The organism is Actinospica acidithermotolerans (assembly GCF_018139625.1).
Taxonomy (GTDB): domain Bacteria; phylum Actinomycetota; class Actinomycetes; order Streptomycetales; family Catenulisporaceae; genus Actinospica; species Actinospica acidithermotolerans.
The window spans coordinates 1-19214 of sequence record NZ_JAGSOH010000054.1 but is presented as its reverse complement, the minus strand read 5'-3'; the positions used below and the strand labels follow the sequence as shown (position 1 = coordinate 19214).

The 19214-nt window shown below is 71.5% G+C and carries 19 protein-coding genes; 16 read left to right on the top strand and 3 right to left on the bottom strand.

What is annotated here, in order from left to right:
• The first annotated feature begins 18 nt into the window (after positions 1 to 18).
• The 3 genes from prcA to KDK95_RS18665 all read left to right on the top strand — a co-directional run bounded on the left by prcA (position 19) and on the right by KDK95_RS18665 (position 3331).
• Positions 19 to 885 carry a proteasome subunit alpha gene (prcA, locus tag KDK95_RS18675; protein WP_212519482.1) on the top strand — a complete coding sequence of 289 codons (867 nt, stop codon included), beginning with the start codon at positions 19 to 21 and terminating at the stop codon, positions 883 to 885.
• A 73-nt stretch (positions 886 to 958) separates the two neighbouring features.
• The gene (gene pafA, locus KDK95_RS18670) at positions 959 to 2320 is read left to right on the top strand and encodes a Pup--protein ligase (RefSeq protein WP_212519481.1); all 1362 of its coding nucleotides are present in this window, start codon (positions 959 to 961) and stop codon (positions 2318 to 2320) included.
• A gap of 27 nt (positions 2321 to 2347) precedes the next feature.
• Complete coding sequence (locus KDK95_RS18665; RefSeq protein WP_212519480.1) at positions 2348 to 3331, top strand: FKBP-type peptidyl-prolyl cis-trans isomerase; 984 nt, start codon at positions 2348 to 2350, stop codon at positions 3329 to 3331.
• Positions 3332 to 3445: 114 nt separating this feature from the next.
• Here the strand turns inward: KDK95_RS18665 and KDK95_RS18660 are convergent, their stop codons facing one another.
• On the bottom strand, positions 3446 to 3826 hold the full coding sequence (locus KDK95_RS18660; protein WP_212519479.1) for an FKBP-type peptidyl-prolyl cis-trans isomerase: 381 nt from the start codon (positions 3824 to 3826) through the stop codon (positions 3446 to 3448).
• A 39-nt stretch (positions 3827 to 3865) separates the two neighbouring features.
• The gene (locus KDK95_RS18655; RefSeq protein ID WP_212519478.1) at positions 3866 to 4948 is read right to left on the bottom strand and encodes a DUF3866 family protein; all 1083 of its coding nucleotides are present in this window, start codon (positions 4946 to 4948) and stop codon (positions 3866 to 3868) included.
• A 94-nt stretch (positions 4949 to 5042) separates the two neighbouring features.
• Between KDK95_RS18655 and KDK95_RS18650 the strand changes: the two genes are divergently transcribed.
• The 11 genes from KDK95_RS18650 to KDK95_RS18600 all read left to right on the top strand — a co-directional run bounded on the left by KDK95_RS18650 (position 5043) and on the right by KDK95_RS18600 (position 17050).
• Positions 5043 to 6083, top strand: coding sequence for a helix-turn-helix transcriptional regulator (locus KDK95_RS18650; RefSeq protein WP_212519477.1), 1041 nt, complete (start codon positions 5043 to 5045; stop codon positions 6081 to 6083).
• 61 nt (positions 6084 to 6144) lie between these two features.
• Positions 6145 to 7110: a helix-turn-helix transcriptional regulator gene (locus KDK95_RS18645; protein WP_212519476.1), complete on the top strand. Its 966-nt coding sequence runs from the start codon at positions 6145 to 6147 to the stop codon at positions 7108 to 7110.
• A gap of 160 nt (positions 7111 to 7270) precedes the next feature.
• Positions 7271 to 8242: a carbohydrate ABC transporter permease gene (locus KDK95_RS35960; protein WP_212519475.1), complete on the top strand. Its 972-nt coding sequence runs from the start codon at positions 7271 to 7273 to the stop codon at positions 8240 to 8242.
• Between the two features lie 71 nt (positions 8243 to 8313).
• The gene (locus KDK95_RS18635) at positions 8314 to 9642 is read left to right on the top strand and encodes an extracellular solute-binding protein (protein ID WP_212519474.1); all 1329 of its coding nucleotides are present in this window, start codon (positions 8314 to 8316) and stop codon (positions 9640 to 9642) included.
• Positions 9639 to 10547 carry a carbohydrate ABC transporter permease gene (locus KDK95_RS18630; RefSeq protein WP_307844444.1) on the top strand — a complete coding sequence of 303 codons (909 nt, stop codon included), beginning with the start codon at positions 9639 to 9641 and terminating at the stop codon, positions 10545 to 10547. The genes KDK95_RS18635 and KDK95_RS18630 overlap by 4 nt, the downstream gene beginning before the upstream one ends.
• 26 nt (positions 10548 to 10573) lie before the next feature.
• The gene (locus KDK95_RS18625) at positions 10574 to 11320 is read left to right on the top strand and encodes an HAD family hydrolase (protein WP_212519473.1); all 747 of its coding nucleotides are present in this window, start codon (positions 10574 to 10576) and stop codon (positions 11318 to 11320) included.
• A 59-nt stretch (positions 11321 to 11379) separates the two neighbouring features.
• Positions 11380 to 12660 carry an MBL fold metallo-hydrolase gene (locus KDK95_RS18620; RefSeq protein ID WP_212519472.1) on the top strand — a complete coding sequence of 427 codons (1281 nt, stop codon included), beginning with the start codon at positions 11380 to 11382 and terminating at the stop codon, positions 12658 to 12660.
• A gap of 10 nt (positions 12661 to 12670) precedes the next feature.
• The gene (locus KDK95_RS18615; RefSeq protein ID WP_212519471.1) at positions 12671 to 12883 is read left to right on the top strand and encodes a hypothetical protein; all 213 of its coding nucleotides are present in this window, start codon (positions 12671 to 12673) and stop codon (positions 12881 to 12883) included.
• A 36-nt stretch (positions 12884 to 12919) separates the two neighbouring features.
• Complete coding sequence (locus KDK95_RS18610; RefSeq protein WP_212519470.1) at positions 12920 to 13186, top strand: twin-arginine translocase TatA/TatE family subunit; 267 nt, start codon at positions 12920 to 12922, stop codon at positions 13184 to 13186.
• 34 nt (positions 13187 to 13220) lie between these two features.
• Entirely contained in the window at positions 13221 to 14111 is an 891-nt protein-coding gene (gene tatC, locus KDK95_RS18605) for a twin-arginine translocase subunit TatC (RefSeq protein WP_212519469.1), read from the top strand.
• Between the two features lie 245 nt (positions 14112 to 14356).
• Complete coding sequence (locus tag KDK95_RS18600) at positions 14357 to 17050, top strand: DEAD/DEAH box helicase (protein WP_249161503.1); 2694 nt, start codon at positions 14357 to 14359, stop codon at positions 17048 to 17050.
• Between the two features lie 94 nt (positions 17051 to 17144).
• On the opposite strand, the gene KDK95_RS18595 is transcribed toward KDK95_RS18600, so the two are convergent.
• The gene (locus tag KDK95_RS18595; RefSeq protein WP_212519467.1) at positions 17145 to 17909 is read right to left on the bottom strand and encodes a VOC family protein; all 765 of its coding nucleotides are present in this window, start codon (positions 17907 to 17909) and stop codon (positions 17145 to 17147) included.
• A gap of 117 nt (positions 17910 to 18026) precedes the next feature.
• Here KDK95_RS18595 and KDK95_RS37035 point away from each other — a divergent pair, with 117 nt between their 5' ends.
• Positions 18027 to 18563: an NUDIX domain-containing protein gene (locus tag KDK95_RS37035; protein ID WP_212519506.1), complete on the top strand. Its 537-nt coding sequence runs from the start codon at positions 18027 to 18029 to the stop codon at positions 18561 to 18563.
• Between the two features lie 12 nt (positions 18564 to 18575).
• Complete coding sequence (locus KDK95_RS18585; protein WP_212519466.1) at positions 18576 to 19091, top strand: hypothetical protein; 516 nt, start codon at positions 18576 to 18578, stop codon at positions 19089 to 19091.
• Positions 19092 to 19214: the final 123 nt, after the last annotated feature.

Here is a 19214-nt window from a genome sequence, read left to right as displayed (position 1 = left end):
GACTGACGAGGAAGCCACGTGAGCACGTCGTTCTACGTCTCGCCCGAACAACTGATGAAGGACCGGGCCGACTTCGTGCGCAAGAACATCGCGCGCACGGGCTCGGTCGTGGTGCTCAACTACGACGGCGGCATCCTGTTCGTCGCGGAGAACCGCTCCCGCGTGCTGCACAAGGTGTCCGAGATCTACGACCGGATCGGCTTCGCCGCGGCCGGCAAGTACAACGAGTTCGAGAACCTGCGGCAGGCCGGCGTCCGGCTGGCCGACACCCGCGGCTACCTCTACGACCGGCGCGACGTGACCGCGCTCGGGCTGGCCAACGCGTACGCCCAGCTGCTCGGCAGCATCTTCTCCGAGGCGGGCGGCAAGCCGTACGAGGCCGAGCTGGTCATCGCCGAGGTCGGCGAGCGCGCCGAGCAGGACCAGATCTACCGCATCCCCTACGACGGCTCGGTGGTCGACCACCGCGGCTTCGTGGTGATCGGCGGCGCCGCGGACGCGGTCACCGCCGCCCTGGAGTCGACGTACACCGAGGGCCCGAGCCTCGGCGTCGCGCTGCGCACCGCGGTCGCCGCGCTCGCGCAGAGCGGCGGCAACGGCGGCGAGACCCGCGAGCTGAGCCCGGCGCAGCTCGAGGTCGCGGTGCTCGACCGGGAGCGCCAGCAGCCGCGCAAGTTCCGCCGCCTGCTCGGCGCGCACCTGACCGCGCTGCTCGAGGACGAGCCGGGCGCGGAGGAGGCGGCGTTCGAGGAGAACGGCGAGTCCGCCGAGGAGGCGGCCGGGTCGCCGGCCGCGGAGTCCGGCCCGGACGAACTCGACACCAACAGCCTGATCGACGAGGCCCTCGACGAGGGCGGCGAGGGCGAATCCACCGGCGACAACTAGCGGGAACGGCGGCGGCCGCGGGGCCGCCGCCGGCCCCACCGCACCATTGCAGCCCTACCCCAGGAGGGGCCTGATGGACCGTAGGATCTTCGGACTAGAGAACGAATACGGCGTCACCTGCACGTTCCGCGGCCAGCGGCGGCTGAGCCCGGACGAGGTGGCGCGCTACCTGTTCCGCCGGGTCGTCTCCTGGGGGCGCTCCTCGAACGTCTTCCTGCGCAACGGCGCCCGGCTCTACCTCGACGTCGGCTCGCACCCGGAGTACGCCACCCCCGAGTGCGACTCGATCGAGGAACTCGTCGTGCACGACAAGGCCGGTGAGAGGATCCTCGAGGGCCTGCTGCACGACGCCGAGCGGCGGCTGCACGAGGAGGGCATCGCCGGGGACGTCTACCTGTTCAAGAACAACACCGACTCCGCCGGAAACTCCTACGGCTGCCACGAGAACTACCTCGTCACCCGGCACGGCGAGTTCTCCCGCCTGGCCGACGTGCTGATCCCGTTCCTGGTCACCCGCCAGCTGATCTGCGGCGCCGGGAAGGTGCTGCCGACCCCGCGCGGCGCGGTCTACTGCGTGAGCCAGCGGGCCGAGCACATCTGGGAGGGCGTCTCCTCGGCGACCACCCGGTCCCGGCCGATCATCAACACCCGCGACGAGCCGCACGCCGACGCCGAGCGCTACCGGCGGCTGCACGTGATCGTGGGCGACTCCAACATGAGCGAGACCACGATGCTGCTGAAGGTCGGCGCGACCGACCTGGTGCTGCGGATGGTCGAGGTCGGCCTCGTGATGCGGGACCTGACGCTGGAGAACCCGATCCGGGCCATCCGCGAGGTCAGCCACGACCTGACCGGCCGCAAGAAGCTGCGGCTGGCCAACGGCCGGGAGGCCACCGCGCTGGAGATCCAGCGCGAGTACCTGGCCAAGGCCGTGGACTTCGCCGACCGCCGCGACCTGCGCACCGGCACCGTCGCCCGGGTGCTGGACCTGTGGGAGCGCACGCTCGACGCGATCGAGCAGCAGGACCTGTCCAAGCTGGAGCGGGAGATCGACTGGGCGATCAAGTACAAGCTGATCCAGCGCTACCAGGAGAAGTACGACCTGCCGATAGCGCACCCGCGCATCGCGCAGCTGGACCTGGCGTACCACGACATCAGCCGCAAGCGCGGGCTCTACTACCTGCTCGAGCGCCGCGGCCTGGTCGACCGCACGGCCCGCGACCTGGACATCTACACGGCCAAGTCGGTGCCGCCGCAGAACACCCGCGCCAGGCTGCGCGGCGAGTTCATCAAGCGCGCCCAGGAGCAGCGCCGCGACTTCACGGTGGACTGGGTGCACCTGAAGCTGAACGACCAGGCGCAGCGCACGGTGCTGTGTAAGGACCCGTTCCGCTCGGTGGACGAAAGGGTCGATAAGCTCATCGCGTCCATGTAGCCGCGCGCGTCCGGGTAGTCTGTGCCCGTGCAGCTACCCGGAGTGAGCCGTCGAGGCCGTCTGATCCGCCTGTTCGCCGCCTCGATGGCGGTCCCGGTCGTGGGCGCGCTGCTGGCGGCCTGCGGCGGTTCGTCCGCGCAGTCCCCGCTGCCCACGGTCACGGGCGCGGTGGGAGAGCAGGCCTCGATAACGATCCCGAGCGGCGCGGCCGCGCCGACCCAGGTCGAATCCAGCGTCCTCGAGCAGGGCAGCGGCGCCCAGCTCGCCGACGGCGACGCCGTCGTGGTCGACTACACGCTGATGGACTGGACCGGCAGCAAGCTGATCGGCAGCACCTACAGCACGGACAAGTCGCCGAACAAGACGCAGGAGTTCGTTCTCGGCTCGTCCACGGCGCTGCCGTCCTGGAACCAGGTGCTCACGCACGTCACCATCGGCAGCCGCGTCGAGATCGTCACCCCGCCCGCCGGCGCCTTCGGCGCGGGCGGCGCGACCGCCTACGGCATCAGCGGCAAGGACGACCTCGTCTACGTGCTCGACATCGTCGGCGCGTACCCCGCCACCGCCGACATCACCGGCACCATGGCCGCCCAGACGCAGTCAGGCATGCCGACCGTCACCGGCAACCCCGGCAAGGCCGCCCCCGCCATCACACTGCCCGCCGGCGCCGCCGCCCCGACCGTCGCCGAGGGCAAGGTCCTGATCTCCGGCAGCGGCGGCCAGATCGCGACCGGCCAGCGCCTGATGGTCCAGTACGTCGGCGTCGACTGGAACACCGGCAAGCAGTTCGACTCCTCCTTCGCCGACAAGCAGATCGCCAGCTTCGTCTTCGGCAGCAGCGCCGTGATCTCCGGCTGGAACACCGGCCTGGCGGGCCGCCACGTCGGCGACCGGGTCCTGCTCGTCATCCCGGCGGCGCAGGCCTACGGCAGCAAGGGCGTCGCGGCGGCGGGGATCAACGGCGGCGACACCCTGGTCTTCGTGGTCGACATCGTGGACGCACTGAGCTGACCCGGCCGCGGCCCCGGGCGAGAGTGGCTTGTCCTGCGGCCGGACCGGGCCGAAACGCAGGGCCCCGGCACGTGCGTGCCGGGGCCCTGCGGCATGGACTCGCGCCGCCGGGGTCTACTTGACCCCGAGCAGGTCGACCACGAAGATGAGGGTCTCGCCCGGCTTGATGGCCGGGGTGGGGCTCTGGTTGCCGTAGGCGAGGTGCGCGGGGATGGTCAGGCGGCGACGGCCGCCGACCTTCATTCCGGCGACGCCGAGGTCCCAGCCCTTGATGACCCGTCCGCCGCCGAGCGGGAACTGGAAGGCCTGGTTGCGGTTCCAGGAGGCGTCGAACTCCTCGCCGGTCGAGAACGCCACACCGACGTAGTGCACCGAGACCTGCTGGCCGGCCTTGGCCTCCTCGCCCTGCCCCTCCCAGATGTCGACGATCTCCAGGTCCGCCGGGGGGTTGCCCTCGGGGAAGTCGACCTCGGGCTTCTCAAGCTGAAAAGACATGCTGCCGTGATCCTCTCGTGATGCGTTGACCGGTTCAGCCTATCCGGCTTGCGCGGCAGGCGTGGCCACGGCCAGCCGGCCGGCGCAGGCGGCGGCGAGGAAGCCGGCGCGGTCCTCGCCGAGGCCGCGGCCCATGGTGGACAGGGCCACGGGGCTGGCGGCGAGGGCTTCGTCCAGGTCGGCGGCGGGGACGGTGCGCAGCCGGTGGCGCTCGGCCAGCGGTTCCGCGTGGGCGCGGACGGTGTCCCAGAACGCCCCGGGTTCATCCGGGAGGGCGAGTTCGGCGGGCGCGAGGGCGACCCTGCCGTATGCGGTGAGGCTGTGGTGGCTCAGGCCTCGATGACGGTTTCGGGCGTCCGCCTCGGAGACGCGCAGGACGCCGACGGGCCGTCCGCCCAGCGTCGCGGCCGCGTTGACCGCTTCGCCGCAGGCCACGCCGGAGAAGCCCCACTTCGTGCCGGTGCCCAGGTTTCCGGGGCCCTGGGTCACGACGGCGACGTCGGCGCCGAGGATGAGCTTCGCGGCGAGCAGGCCCGTGTGCAGGGTGACGGCCTCGAGGTCGCCGCCGAAGGCCTGGCCGACGGTCACCGATCCGCACAGCCACCCGTGGGCGCGCAGGCCGGCTACGCTGCGGGAGAACCAGAGCGGGAGGGCGCCGCCGTCGGTCATCACGTAGGCGACGCGGGTGCCTGGGCGGTCGTGCCGGATGGCGGCGCAGACCGCGGGGACCGCGGAATGCAGGTCCGCGACGACGACGGGCATACCGTCGAGCGAGTCGGCGTTCTTGAGGATGCCGTGGTGCGGCGAGTCCTGTTCGTCGGCGCCGAGGACGATCGTCTGCAGCGGCGTGTAGCGGGCCTTGACGATGTGGCCGGGACCCGGCGGGGGGTCGTCCGGGAGCCGGTCGGGCAGGGCGACGGCGAAGGCGTAGCCGCCGGTGCCGAGCCCCAGGGCCTGGGCGCCGACGTTCAGCAGGATCCGGTCGCCCACGCGCGGCTCGCCGACGAGTTCCGGATAGGCGAGAACGCGCAGGTCGGCGTCCGCTACGCGGGCGATGAGCTCGCGGGCGCCCGGCCAGGCGCGGCCGAGTGCGGTCACGCGTCCTTCGCGCCAGGCGATCACGCCGCCCACGGTAGCGCAAGTCCGTGCGAAACCCGGCAGAAAACAGGTAGCGTCGGACGGACAAGATACGGGTCACGGCGGGAAGGCGTGCAACATGGCGGCGAGCAAGTCCGAGCGCCTGGTCAACCTCGTCATCTGCTTGCTGGCCTCGCGGACCTTCGTGACCAAGGAGCGGCTGCGGCGGGTGCTCGAGCCGTACCGGAACTGTCCGTCGGACGAGGCCTTCGAGCGGATGTTCGAGCGGGACAAGGAGGAGCTGCGCGAGCTCGGCATCCCGCTCGAGGTGGGTTCGGCCGACGCGTACTTCGACGACGAGGTGGGCTACCGGATCGCGCCGGGCGAGTACGCGCTGCCGGAGCTGAGCCTCGACTCGGACGAGGCGCAGGCGCTCGGCCAGGCCGCGCGCTTCTGGCAGCAGGCGACGATGGCGCAGGCCGCCTCGTCCGCGCTGCTCAAGCTCAAGGCGGCCGGGGTGGAGATCGGGCCGGCCTCGCCGGTCGGCATCGAGCCGCGGGTGCGCGCCGAGGCCCCGGCGTTCGAGCCGCTGCTCGAAGCCGTCTACGAGCGCCAGGTGGTGCGCTTCTCCTACCGGCGCGGGGACGGCGAAGTCCGCTCGCGCGAGGTCGAGCCCTGGACCATCGACTCGTGGCGCGGCCGCTGGTACATGGCCGGATTCGATCTCGGCCGCGACGACGAGCGGATCTTCCGGCTGGACCGGATCGCCGGTCCGGTGATGCTGACCGGCCGCTCGCCGGAGCACCCGATCCCCGATCAGCTGGACGTGCGGGCGCGGGTCGCGGCCTTCGCGCTGCGGCCGGAGGGCGACCTCGGCACGGCGACGATCCGGGTGCGCAAGGGCACCTGCTTCCCCCTGCGGCGCAGCGCGAGCGCGCTGGAGGAGGGCGAGGACGGCTGGGATGTGCTCGTCCTGGCGTACCGCGACGGCTTCGAGGGCTACGTTGCGGAGTTCGGCGCGGACGCGGTCGTCGTCGAGCCGGCGAAGCTGCGGGAGGCGGTGATCCGCAACCTGCGCTCGCTGGCCATGGCCGAGGTGGACGACGTCGGCGAGGCGGCCGCCGCGGTGGCGGACGGGGATCTCGCGGAACTGCGGGCTGAGTGGGAGGCGGCGTCATGAGCACGGCGGTCGAGGCACGCCAGGCGGAGCGGCTGCCGGGTATGCGCTGGGAGGCGGCGTCATGAGCACGGCGGTCGAGCAGGTGGAGCGGCTGCTCAACCTCGTCCCCTACCTGCGCAGCCATCCCGGCGCGACGGTGGCGCAGGTCGCCGACGAGTTCGGGGTGAGCCAGAAGCAGATCGCCAAGGACCTCAACGTGCTGTGGTTCTGCGGCACGCCCGGCGGCTTCGCCGACGACCTGATGGAGCCGCACGTCGGCGAGGGCGGCGCGATCCACCTGGACAACGTCGTCGAGCAGATCACCCGGCCGCTGCGGCTCTCCACCCGCGAGGCCGTGGCGCTGCTGGTGGCGCTGCGCGGGCTCGCTCAGGTGCCGGGGCTCACCTCCGACCGGGACGCGCTGGAGCGGGCGCTCGGCAAGCTGGAGTCGGCGGTCGGCGTCGCGGCGGCGGGCACGGCCGAGCGGCTGTCGGTGGCCTTCGAGGCGCGCGACGTCGTGCTCGAGGTCGTCTCGCGCGCGCAGGCCGAGGGCCGGGCCCTGCATCTGCGCTACTACGTGCCCTCGCGCGACGAGGTGACCGAGCGGACCGTGGACCCGATGAGGATCTCGATGCTCACCGGCCGCGCGTACCTCGACGCGTGGTGCCGCTCCTCGCAGGGGCGGCGGCTGTTCCGGCTCGACCGCGTCGTGCGCATCGACGTGCTCGACGAACCCGCGAGCGTGCCCGAGCACGTGCTGAAAGCGCCCGAGCCCGCGGACACGGCGCTGCGGGTCGACTCGCACGATCCGCTGATCGAGCTCGAACTCGCCCCGAACGCGCGCTGGGTGCCCGAGTACTACCCCTGCGAGTCGGTGCGCGAGCTGCCGAACGGCGGGCTGCGCGTCGCGCTGCGGGCGCCGGACCAGGACCGCATCCGCCGCCTGGTGCTGCGGCTGGGCGAGGGTGTGAAGGTGGTCGGTCCGGCCGGCTTCGCGGCCGCGGTCCAGGGCACGGCCGCCGCGGCGCTGGCCGGATACGGGTGCTGAGCCGCGGCGGAGCAAGATCCTCAGGCGCTGACCTCGATACAATGCCCTGAGAGTGGCCAGCCTTTCAGGATTTCAGAGGCCGTTGAATTTCTCAAGACCGTTGCCTGATTGTTTTTCAGCTATTAGCCGACTCGTAACGTGGCCCGGCTTCACTCAAGGCGTGGCAGAGACAGTCGCCCCGGCCGCCGGGGTATCGCAGGACACGGGGAGCGCGGTGCGCCGGGGCCGGCGGCCGCGCAGCACGCGCGACTTCCGCAGCACCCCGCTGGGCTGGCTGTACTCCGCTCCCGCGGTGCTCGTCTTCGCGGGGTTCGTGATCGTCCCGACGTTTTACACCTTCTACGTCTCGCTCTGGCACTGGAACGTGCTCAACCCCGCGATGTCCACGTACAAGGGCCTGGGCAACTACCGGGACCTGCTCACCGACGTGGATCCGACCTTCGCCCAGACGCTGGCGAACTCGCTCTACTTCACCGTCGGCATGATCGTCTTCGGCACGGGGGCCTCGCTCGGCCTGGCGCTGCTGCTGATGCGCGGCGGCAAGGCGATGGGCGCGGCCCGGGTGATGATCTACCTCCCGCACGCCACGCCGCTGATCGCCACGTCCATCATCTGGGTCTGGATCTTCAATCCGCAGTTCGGCTTCGCGAACTACCTGCTGCACCTGCTCCACCTGCCCGCCCTGCAGTGGACGCAGTCGCAGAGCACGGCGATGCCCTCGGTGATCCTGTTCAGCGTCTGGCACGAGGTCGGCTTCACCACGCTGGTCTTCCTCGGCGGCCTGGCGGTGATCTCGGAGGAGACCGGCGAGGCGGCCCGGGTCGACGGCTGCGGGCCGTGGCGCGAGTTCTGGTACGTCACCTGGCCGCAGCTGCGCCCGGTGACCACGTTCATCGTGGTGATCACGTCGATCACCTCGCTCCAGGCCTTCACCCAGTTCTACCAGCTGACCAGCGGCGGCGGCCCGAACAACGCCACCACGACGCTGAGCTACCTGGTCTACAAGGAGGGGATCGTGCTCGGGGACACCGGCTACGGCGCCGCCCTCGCCGTCGTGCTGTTCCTGATCACCGTCCTGTTCACGCTCGTCCGGCGGCGGACCGCCGTCGGCGGCGGCGGGCTCACCGCGTGACCCGCCGCCTGTCCCGAACCGCACGCAGCATGCCGATACCCTCACCCATGCAGAAGGAGAATTCGCACATCATGCGAATCCGTGCCACCCTCTCCGCGACCCGGCCGCGCCGGGCCGCCGGGGCTGCCCTGATGGCCGCGCTCGGACTGGCCGCGTCCGCGTGCGCCGGCGGCGGGACCACCGCCGCCGCGAGCAGCGCGAGCGGTTCGCCGGCGCCGAGCGTCACCGGGCCGGTCACCATCACGATCGCCGACGCGTACACCTCGACGAGTTCGCTGGGCAAGACCTTCGCCAAGGTCATCTCGGCGTTCGAGGCGAAGTACCCGAACATCACCGTGAAGTCGGTGCCCGAGGCCAACTACGGCACCCTGGAGACCAAGCTGAAGGCCGAGGTCGCGGCCGGCCAGGCGCCGACCATCGGCCAGGGCTACGAGAGCTTCGCCGACCAGCTGGAGCAGAGCGGCAAGCTCGTGCCGATCAGCACCCTGGCCGGCACCAAGACCCCGGCCGAGCTGTCCGGCTTCTACGCGGGCGTGCAGAAGGACCTCTATCTGCCGGACGGCACCCTCGCGATGTGGCCGATCGGCAAGAGCCTGCAGGTGGTCTTCTACAACTCGAGCATGCTCTCCTCGGACGGCCTGAGCGCCGCCACCGACTGGAACACCTTCGCCACCGACCTCGAGGCCGCCTCCAAGGGCGGGGTCACCGGCATCACCATCGACCCGAGCGCGCAGACCTCGGGTGAGGAGTGGCTCGAGGAGCTCGCCGCCTCCTACGGCACCCCGGCCTACGCCGCCGACGGCACGCCGCAGTTCACCTCGTCCGCCATGGTCAAGGCGCTGGAGTACCTGCAGAACCTGAAGTCCAAGGGCGCGCTGGCCACGGGCACCAACTACCCGGGCGAGACCGCGCTCGGCGGGCAGAAGGGCCTGGCCGACATCTCCTCCTCGGCCGGCTACTACTACGAGAACGAGGCCGTCGGCGGCAAGTTCAAGCTGACGACCACGGCCGTCCCGCAGACCGACATGATGGCCGGCGGCAACTTCTTCGTCTTCAGTTCGGCGACCTCGCAGCAGCAGGCCGCGGCCTGGGACTTCCTGCAGTTCGTCACCACCCCGGCCGAGCAGGCGGCGTGGTCCTCCGGCACGGGCTACCTGCCGGTGACCGCGCAGGCGCTGACCCAGCCGGCGATGAGCTCGTACCTGGCCAAGAACCCCTGGGTGTCGCAGATCGCCGCCGGTCTGGACACCGCGATCACCGACCCGCCGCAGGAGTGGGTCGACGACTGCGGCACCCTGCTCGCCACCGCACTGCAGGCGGGGCTCTCCGGGACCGACGCCACCAGCGCCCTCAACATCGCTCAGACGGCCTGCCTCCAGAAGAAGCAGGCCGATTCGTGAGTAGCAGTACCCTGCAGGACGCTCCGTCCCCGGGCCACAAGCCCGGGGACGGGGCTCCGTCCCGCCGCGGCGGCCGGACCGCCGGCGCCTGGAGCGGTTGGACGCTCGTGCGCAAGACCGTCGCGGTGCTGCTCGGGCTGGCGTTCGTCTTCCCGTTCTACTGGACCTTCGTCATCTCCACCGCGCGGCCCGGCGGCTTCTACCGCTTCCCCCCGCAGCTGATCCCGTCCTGGAACTGGTCCAACTGGGCCCGCGCCTGGGACGAGGCGCCGTGGGTCCGGTTCTTCCTCAACACCCTGTTCATCGCCTCGGCCACCGTGCTGCTCTGCCTGGTCACCTCGGTGCTGGCCGGGTTCGCCTTCGGCGTGCTGCGCTTCCGCGGCAGGAACTTCCTGATGCTGCTGGTGCTCTCGGTGCTGATGATGCCCGGCACGGTGCTGATCATCCCGGACTACGTGCTGGCCACGGACATCCACTGGGTCGACACGTACTGGATCCAGATCGTGCCGTGGGGCGCGAGCGTGTTCGGCGTCTTCCTGGTGCGCCAGTTCTTCGTCACGATGCCGCAGGAGATCCTGGACGCCGCGTCGGTCGACGGGGCCGGGCGGCTGCGCGTGCTCTGGCACATCGGCGTGCCCGCGGTGCGCCCGGCGCTGGCGCTGATCGCCATCAACGTCTTCATGGCCTCGTGGAACTCCTTCCTGTGGCCGGAGATCATGACCAACACGACCGACGTGCAGCCGGTCGAGGTGGGCCTGTCCGCCTTCAGCAGCGACGTGGGCACGGACATCCCGGGCCTGGCCGCCGCCGCGACCTTCACCACGCTGCCGCTGATCGTCTTCTTCCTGCTGCTGCAGCGCCACTTCATCCGTGGCGCGCTCTCCGCCGCGGGGTCCGTGAAGTAACGCCAGGCACCGCCTAGAAAGCACCCATGAGCGACCTGCTCCTCGTCGTCGACTTCGACGGCACCGTCTACCGCGGCGACGAACCCGTCCGCCGCTACGCCCGGCGGATCGCCGCGGCGCTGCCCGCCCCGCGGGCGGAGCACTACCTGCGCGTCTTCGAGCGCTACCTCGCCGAGGGCGTCGCGGCCGCGAGACAGAGCACGGACACCGTCGAGGCCGCCGCGCTGCGCGAGGCCGTGGACGCCTGGGGCGCCGCGTACGGCCTGGCCCAGCGCTGCCACGGCGTGAGCCTCGACGTCACCGAGGAGGCGTTCCGCCACTCCCGGCAGGACATGCTCGACCCCGGCTGCGAGCTCGAGGTCGTCGCCCCGCTCGTCGCCGCGCTCACCGCGCTGCGCGGCACCGTGCGCGTCGTGCTCGCCACCAACAGCCCGCGGCCCGGCCTGGAGGAGCTGCTGGAGCGGATGGGCGTCGCCGGGGCCTTCGACGACTTCGTGCCCGGCGCGGGGAAGCCGGACGGACTGCGCCGGCTGCTGCGGCGCGAGCTCGGCGACGGCCTGCGCGACCGGCCCTGGCGGCTGTTCTCGCTCGGCGACCACTACTTCAACGACCTCGCCCCGGCGGTTGAGATCGGCGCGGCCGCGGGGTACATTGATCGGTTCGGTCGAGCCGACGGCCCGGCGACGGCGCAAGCCCCCGTCGTCGAGCGGTTGCTGCCCGCGATCCACGCCTGGGTCGCCGATCCGCGCTCCGCCGCCGTCGCGGCGGCCTGACCGGGGCGCTGCGGCCCGGGACGTGTCCCACGTACGAAAGACAGTGAGGAAGTGACGCGGTGTCGGCCAGTGTCGAGTTCTGGGGCGGGGTCGGGGTCATCGGCTCCAGCAAGGTGCTGATCAGGGACGGCGGCCACCGGGTGCTGCTGGACCTGGGCCTGGACATCCCGAAGGACGGGGACCTATTCCGCGTCCCGGCCGCGCCGCGGCCGGGACGCGAGCTGGCCGACCGGCTCCGGGTGGGCGCGGCCCCGGCGATCCCGGGCCTGTTCGACCCGACCGCGCTGGCCGCGGGGGACCGGCTCGCCGAAGCGGTCGAGCCCACCGCGCTGTTCGTCACCCACCCGCACATCGACCACGTCGGCCTGGTCGGGTTCGTCCGGCCCGAGGTCCCGGTGCACGCCGCGCCGGAGACGATCGCGATGATGAACGCGCTGGAGAAGGGCCGCGAGCAGCTGCCCGGCCCGCGCGCGTTCGCCGGGCAGAGCGCGTGGCGCCCGGTGGAGCTCGGCGAGGTGCTGCACGTGGGGCCGATGACCGTCGAGCGCTTCGACGTGGACCACGACGTGCCCGGCGCGAGCGGCTACCGGGTCACCACGAGCGACGGCGTGCTCGCGTTCACCGGGGACTTCCGCTTCCACGGCCACCGCCCCGAGCGCTCCTGGGGCTTCGCCGAGGCCGTCGCGGGCGCGGACGTGCTGGTCACCGAGGGGACGACGCTGAGCTGGGAGGAGATCCACCCGCTGCGCACCGAGGTGGACGTGAACGCGATGTTCGAGGCCGAGCTCGCCGGCAACCCGGACCTGGTGTTGCTCGCGATGTACCCGCGCGACTTCGACCGGGTGCGCGACTTCACCGGGATCGCCGAGGCGGCGGGCCGGCGGGTCCTGTGGCCGGGGCACACCGCGGCGTTCCTGCGCGCGGCCGGCTTCGAGGACGCGCTGTCCGTGGACGAGGTGGGCCTGGAGGCCGTGCGCGCCGCGCCCGGCGCGCACGTGGTCCAGCTCGACGCCGACGACATCCCCAGCCTGCTCGACCTGCCCCTCGGCCCGCGCAGCTCCTTCGTGCACGCGAACGGCGAGCCGCTCGGCCCCTTCGAGCCGCGCTGGCAGTTGTTCGTCGACTGGCTGGCCAAGCTCGGCGTGCCGCTGCGCCGGATCGGCTGCTCCGGCCACGCCTACCAGGACGACCTGCACGAATTCGTCCGGATGATCAACCCGAAGGTGCTCATCCCGATCCACACCTTCAGCCCGTACCGGGTGCACCCGACCGGGAGCACCGCGCGGCTGGTGGTCGACTACGCGCAGGCCTACGACTTCGCGGGCCGCCCGCTCGGGTAGTCTCGGGTGCGTGACCGTCATGTGGTGGGTGATCGTGTTCGCCGCGCTCGCGGTGCTGGCCCTGATCGCGATCGCGGTCTGCGCGTGGCCGGTGTGGAAGGCGTCCGCGGCGCTGCTGCGTCAGTTCGGCGACGCGTCCGAGGCGTTCGGCACGTCGATGGAGAAGCTCTCCGAGGCCCTTGACCAGCCCTCGATGAGAGAACCTTCATCACGTCGCCGTTGACAAAGTTTCACGGCCGCTGAGACCGTGGAGCCACGCATGGCCGCCTCCCGGCGGCCGGTCGACATCCGCCCTCCGTTGGAGCCGCAACCGATGCTGCTGCGCACCGAGTCCCTCTTCCTGATCGTGGTCGTCGGACTGCTGCTGTACGGCTGGAAGCGGCTGCCCGGGGCGATGCGCGATCTCGGCAAGGCACGCCGTATCCTCAAGGCCGAGAGCCAGGCGCTGCGCGACGACGTCCCGCTCCCGAAGCGGCGCGTGGTCGAGGCGAGCCCCGAGGACGTCGTCTCCCGGCGCGACGGCTAGCGGACCCGAAGACGGATAAGGCAGGCAACCACAGGTGGCAAGGACTGGGCGTTCGGCGGACGACGCGGAACGGATGCCGCTCGTCGAGCACATCCGGGAGTTGCGCAACCGGCTGATGAAGGCCGCGCTGGCGATCATCATCGGCGCGGCGCTCGGCTTCGTCTTCCGCAACCAGGTGCTGCACGCGCTGGAGACCCCGGTCTGCTCGATCAAGGGCGTGCACGGGGTGGGCCAGAAGACCGCCGCCTGCCCGAACGGCGCGATCGTCTACCAGGGCCCGACCGCGCAGGTCAGCCTGTCCTTCAAGATCGCGATGTACGTCGGCATCGTGGTGGCCAGCCCTGTCTGGCTCTACCAGGTGTGGGCGTTCCTGGCGCCGGGCCTGTACAAGAAGGAGAAGAAGTACAGCCTCTCCTTCATCGGCGCGGCCGTGCCGCTGTTCGCCGCCGGCGTGGTGGTCTGCTACTACCTGTTCCCCGTGATCATGCAGGTGCTGCTCACGTTCCTGAGCGGCGCGGGCGGCTCGACGCTGCTGGACGCGAGCCAGTACATGACCTTCATCCTGCAGATGATGATGGTCTTCGGCGTGTCCTTCGTGCTGCCGCTGGTGCTGGTGCTGTTCAACTTCATCGGCATCCTCAGCTCCAAGGCGATGCGCAAGCACTGGCGCGTCATCGTCCTGGTCATCTTCGTCTTCGGCGCCATCGCCGTGCCCACCGGCGACCCCTTCGGCATGACCGCCCTCGCCGCTCCCATCTGCGTGCTCTACTTCGCCGCCGTCGGCGTGTCCGAACTCAACGACCGCCGCCGCGCCCGCCGCCGCGCCGCCATGCCCGGCGCCAACCTCTCGCCCGACGAGGCCACCGACCTCGACCTGCGCCCGGCCCCGGTCGAGAAGGCGTCGTCGCTGGAGGACATTCTCTGATCCGGTAGCGATCTGCTGATCGCGGCGACGGCCGTCGTGAACCGGCTGCCGCTGTACACGCGCAATGCCGACGACTTCAAGGGCCTCGAGTCCCAACTCACCATCGTTCCCGTCTGAGGTTTCAGCCGCCCCGCGGGTACCGATAACCACGGTGATGAGACCCGCTTCCGACAGCTGCCGAGGCGCCCGAGGCCCGGCGTGAAATCGATCTCCCGTTGTCGGAGCCTTCCCCTAGGATGAGGAGCATGGCCTCGCCGTTCCCGCAGTTCTCCGCTCTGTATCCGTTCGGGCTCGACGAGTTCCAGGTCCAAGGCTGTGCCGCGCTGGACGAGGGGCACGGGGTTCTGGTGGCGGCGCCGACGGGCGCCGGCAAGACGGTGGTGGGGGAGTACGCCGTCTTCCTCGCGCTGAGCCAGGGGCGCAAGTGCTTCTACACGACGCCCATCAAGGCACTGTCGAACCAGAAGTTCGCCGACCTGGTGAAGCGGCACGGTGCCGCGAACGTCGGGCTGCTGACCGGCGACAACTCGATCAACGGCGACGCGCCGGTCGTGGTGATGACGACCGAGGTGCTGCGCAACATGCTCTACGCGGGCTCGACCGCGCTGGACGGGCTCGGCTTCGTGGTCATGGACGAGGTGCACTACCTCGCCGACCGCTTCCGGGGCGCGGTGTGGGAGGAGGTGATCATCCACCTGCCCGAGTCGGTGCAGCTGGTGTCCCTGTCCGCGACCGTGTCCAACGCCGAGGAGTTCGGCGAGTGGCTGGAGACGGTGCGCGGGGCGACGAAGATCATCGTCTCGGAGCACCGGCCGGTGCCGCTGTGGCAGCACGTGCTGGCCGGCGGGAAGATCTTCGACCTCTACAACGGCGCCGATCCGGAGACGCCGGACGCGGCGCGGGTGAACCCGGAGCTGGTCAGGTACTGCCGGCAGGAGGAGCGGCTCGGGCCGAGCGGCCGGCGCGGGCGGTCCGCGGGCGTCGGGCGCGGGGGCCGTTCCGGGCCGCCGAGCCGGGTGGACGTGGTGGACCGGCTCGACTCCGAGGGGCTGCTGCCCGCCATCACCTTCATCTTCTCGCGCGCCGGCTGCGAGGGCGCGGTCCAGCAGTTCCTGCGCTCGAACGTACGGCTGCTGACCCAGGAGGACCGGCTCAAGGTGCGCGCGCATGTCAGCGCGCGTACGGCCGACATCCCGCGCGAGGATCTCAACGTCCTGGGGTACCACGACTTCCTGGACGCGCTGGAGCGGGGCGTCGCCGCGCACCACGCGGGCATGCTGCCCACGTTCAAGGAGATCGTCGAGGAGCTGTTCGTCCAGGGACTGGTCAAGGCCGTCTTCGCCACCGAGACGCTCGCGCTCGGCATCAACATGCCGGCCCGCTCGGTCGTGCTCGAGTCGCTGGTGAAGTGGAACGGCGAGGCGCACGTCGACGTCACGCCGGGCGAGTACACGCAGCTCACCGGCCGTGCCGGGCGCCGCGGGATCGACATCGAGGGGCACGCGGTCGTGCTCTACCGGCCGGGCCTCGACCCGCGCGCGCTGGCCGGCCTCGCGTCCACCCGCACGTATCCGCTGCGCTCGTCCTTCAAGCCCTCGTACAACATGGCGGTGAACCTGGTCGGCCAGGTCGGCACCGCCCGCGCCCGCGCGCTGCTGGAGAGCTCCTTCGCGCAGTTCCAGGCGGACCGCGCGGTCGTCGGGCTGACCCGGCAGCTCAAGCGGAACAACGAGGCGCTGGCCGGATACAAGGAGTCGATGAGCTGCCACCTCGGCGACTTCGAGGAGTACGCGGCGCTGCGCCGGGCGCTCTCGGACCGCGAGGCGGAGCTGTCCCGGCAGAATTCGGCCTCCCGCCGGGCCTCGGCCGCGGCGGCGGTGGAGCAGCTCAAGCCGGGCGACGTGATCACGGTGCCGACGGGCCGCCGGGCCGGCCTCGCGCTGGTGCTCGATCCCGGGCTGGACACCGGCAAGGAGGGGCCGCGGCCGGTCGTGCTGACCGCCGAGCGGCAGGTGGTGCGGCTGTCCATGCTGGACTTCCCGGTGCCGGTGGAGCCGCAGTTCTGGATGCGCATCCCGAAGAGCTTCAACCCGAAGTCCCCGCAGTCCCGCCGCGACCTGGCCTCCGCGCTGCGCACCAAGGCGGGCGACGAGGGCGTCAAGCCGACCCGGCCGCGCCGCCAGCGGGCCGACGCGGCGGACGACGCGGAGATCATCCGGCTGCGCGCGGCCATCCGGCGGCACCCGTGCCACGGCTGCGACGACCGGGAGAACCACGCCCGCTGGGCCGAGCGGTACTGGCGGCTGCAGCGGGAGACCGAGCAGCTCGAGCGCCGGGTGCGCGGCCGGACGAACTCGATCGCCCGCACCTTCGACCGGGTCTGCTCGGTGCTCACGGTCCTCGGCTACCTGGACGGCGAGCGGGTCACCGAGCCCGGCCGCCGGCTCGCCCGGATCTACTCGGAGCTCGACCTGGTCGCCGCCGAGTGCCTGCGCGAGGGCGTGTGGGACGGGCTGAGCGCGGCCGAGCTCGCCTGTGCCGCGTCGCTGCTCGTGTACGAGGCCAGGAACAGCGACGACGCCGCGCCGCCGCGGGTGCCCAAGGGCCCGGCCAGGGAGGCGATCGAGCGCACGATGCGGATCTGGCTGGAGACGCACAACCTGGAGGGCGACTACGACCTCGACTTCCAGCGCGAGCCGGACACCGGCTTCGCCTGGGCGGCCTACCGCTGGGCCTCCGGGCACCGTCTCGAGGCGGTGCTGGACGAGGTGGGCCTGCCCGCGGGCGACTTCGTGCGCTGGTGCAAGCAGCTGATCGACCTGCTCGGCCAGATCGCCGACGCGGCCGCCGCCGACGAGGGCTCCGGCGTCCGCGCCGCGGCCCGCGAGGCGGTGGACCTGATCCGCCGCGGCGTGGTCGCCTACAGCTCGGTGACCTGAGCCGCCGCACGACGTGACGCGGGCGCGGCCGACGTGACCGGGCGCGGGTCTGACGCGACGTCGGGCCCGCACCCGCACCCTCGCCCACCCGGTGCTACGCCGGCTTGAAGACGCCGAAGACGGCGCCCTGCGGGTCGCGCAGGACGGCGATCCGCGGGCCGTGCTCCATCTGCACCGTCTCCGGCCCGTGCATCACCTCGCCGCCGAGCTCGCGCGCCTTGGCCGCCGTGGCGTCCACGTCCGCGGAGACGAAGAACGGGTTCCAGTGCGCGGGCACCTCGGGCGGGAACATCTCACCCATGTCCATCAGCCCGCCGAACATGTGCCCGGCGAGGCTCACCATCGGATAGCCCTCGGACGGCCCCATGACCTCCCAGCCGAACACGTCCTGGTAGAACCTGACCGCGGCGGGCACGTCGCGGGTGTTGCCGTCGATCCAGCCGAACGCGCCGGGCTCGTCCATCACGCCGAAGCCCTTGAAGGAGCCAGCCTGCCACAGCCCGAACGCCGCGCCGGTCGGGTCGCTCAGCAGCGCCCAGCGTCCGGAGTCCATGACGTCCATCGGGCCCATCCACACCTGCGCGCCGGCCTTCTGCGCGCGGGCGGCGGTCTCGTCGGCGTCGGGGGTGGCGAACGCCAGCTGCCAGGCCGTGGGCTGGCGCGGGTCCATGAGCGGCGACACGGCCGCGCACGGGCTGCCGTCGAGGGTGAAGACGGTGTAGCCGCCGGCCTCCGGGCGTGGGTCGGGCTCCGCGGCCCAGCCGAACAGACCGCCGTAGAAGCGCTGCGCGGCTTCCGGGTCCGAGGTGCCCAGCTGGGTCCAGCACGGCGAGCCGGGAACGATATCGGTCACTTTCATGACACTGCCTCTCCATTGAGGATATGTGCGCCGACTCCACCTAACTCTCCCGGGCCCCGCCACGCCAGCGGAACGCGCCGGTCACGTTCAGCCGATACCGTGGGCCGGGTGACGGAGATCAAGGACATCAGGACCGTGTCCAGCCGGGTGGTGTACGAGAACCCCTGGCTGAGCGTCCGGGAGGACGCCATCGAGCGGGCGGACGGCTCCCCGGGCATCTACAGCGTGGTGGACAAGGGCAACTACGCCGTCGTCGTGCCCTACGAGAACGACGGCTTCTGGCTGGTCGAGCAGTACCGCTACCCGATGGGGGAGCGCTCCTGGGAGTTCCCGATGGGCACCTACCCGGACCGCCGGACGGGCGACCCGCTGGAGCTCGCGCGGCGGGAGCTGCTCGAGGAGACCGGCCTGAGCGCCGGCCGCTGGGACCTGCTCGGCGAGCTGTGGTGCGTGCCCGGCTTCTCCTCCCAGGCCGGCCACGTCTACCTGGCCACCGAGCTCATACACGGCGAGCTCGACCGCGAGCACGAGGAGCAGGACATGCGGCACGGCTGGTTCAGCCGCGCCGACGTCGAGAAGATGCTGCGCGACGGCACGATCAAGGATGCGCAGTCGATTGCCTGCTACGGTTTCTTCCTGCTGCACGGGAAGTAGAGGAGCCACACCGTGTCTCAGGGCATTGCACCAGCAAGACCGTTCCGCCGCCGGGCCGCGGGTGCCGCGCTCGCGGCGCTGACGCTTCCGGCCGTCCTCGCGCTCGCCGGGTGCGACGACATGACGGCCGCCGCCGCACCGGCCGCCGCCTCGGCGACCGGTGCCGCCACCGACAGCGCGGCGGAGTACAGCGCCGTGTGCTCGCGGGTCGAGGCGGCCTGGGCCGAGTTCCTGCCGAACGGCTCATACGAGATCGTCGAGAAGGTGACGGCGAAGGGCAAGCCGTACAGCGTCTACAAGGTCGACTACACCGCCTACCGGCGGGTGAGCACCGGGCTGTTCGATTCGCTGACCGGCAACCGGGAGTACCGGCTGACGATCGACATCGACTCGCTCGCGGCGGCCGCGAGCGACGTGTACAACGACCCGGGCCAGAGCCTGTCCCCGAAGGCCGACCTGGCCACGCTCAAGGCGGCGGCGCCCGTCGTCGCGAAGGACTGCGGCACCACGCTCGAGGTCCCCGCCTAGTGTCCTGCGCCTAAAGTTCGTTAGCTAAGTGATACGATGGGGCATGCCTCGTACCGGACGGCCGAAGGCCGGCGAGTTGGTCCTGACCGATGACGAGCGCGCGGAGCTTGAACGCCTGGCGCG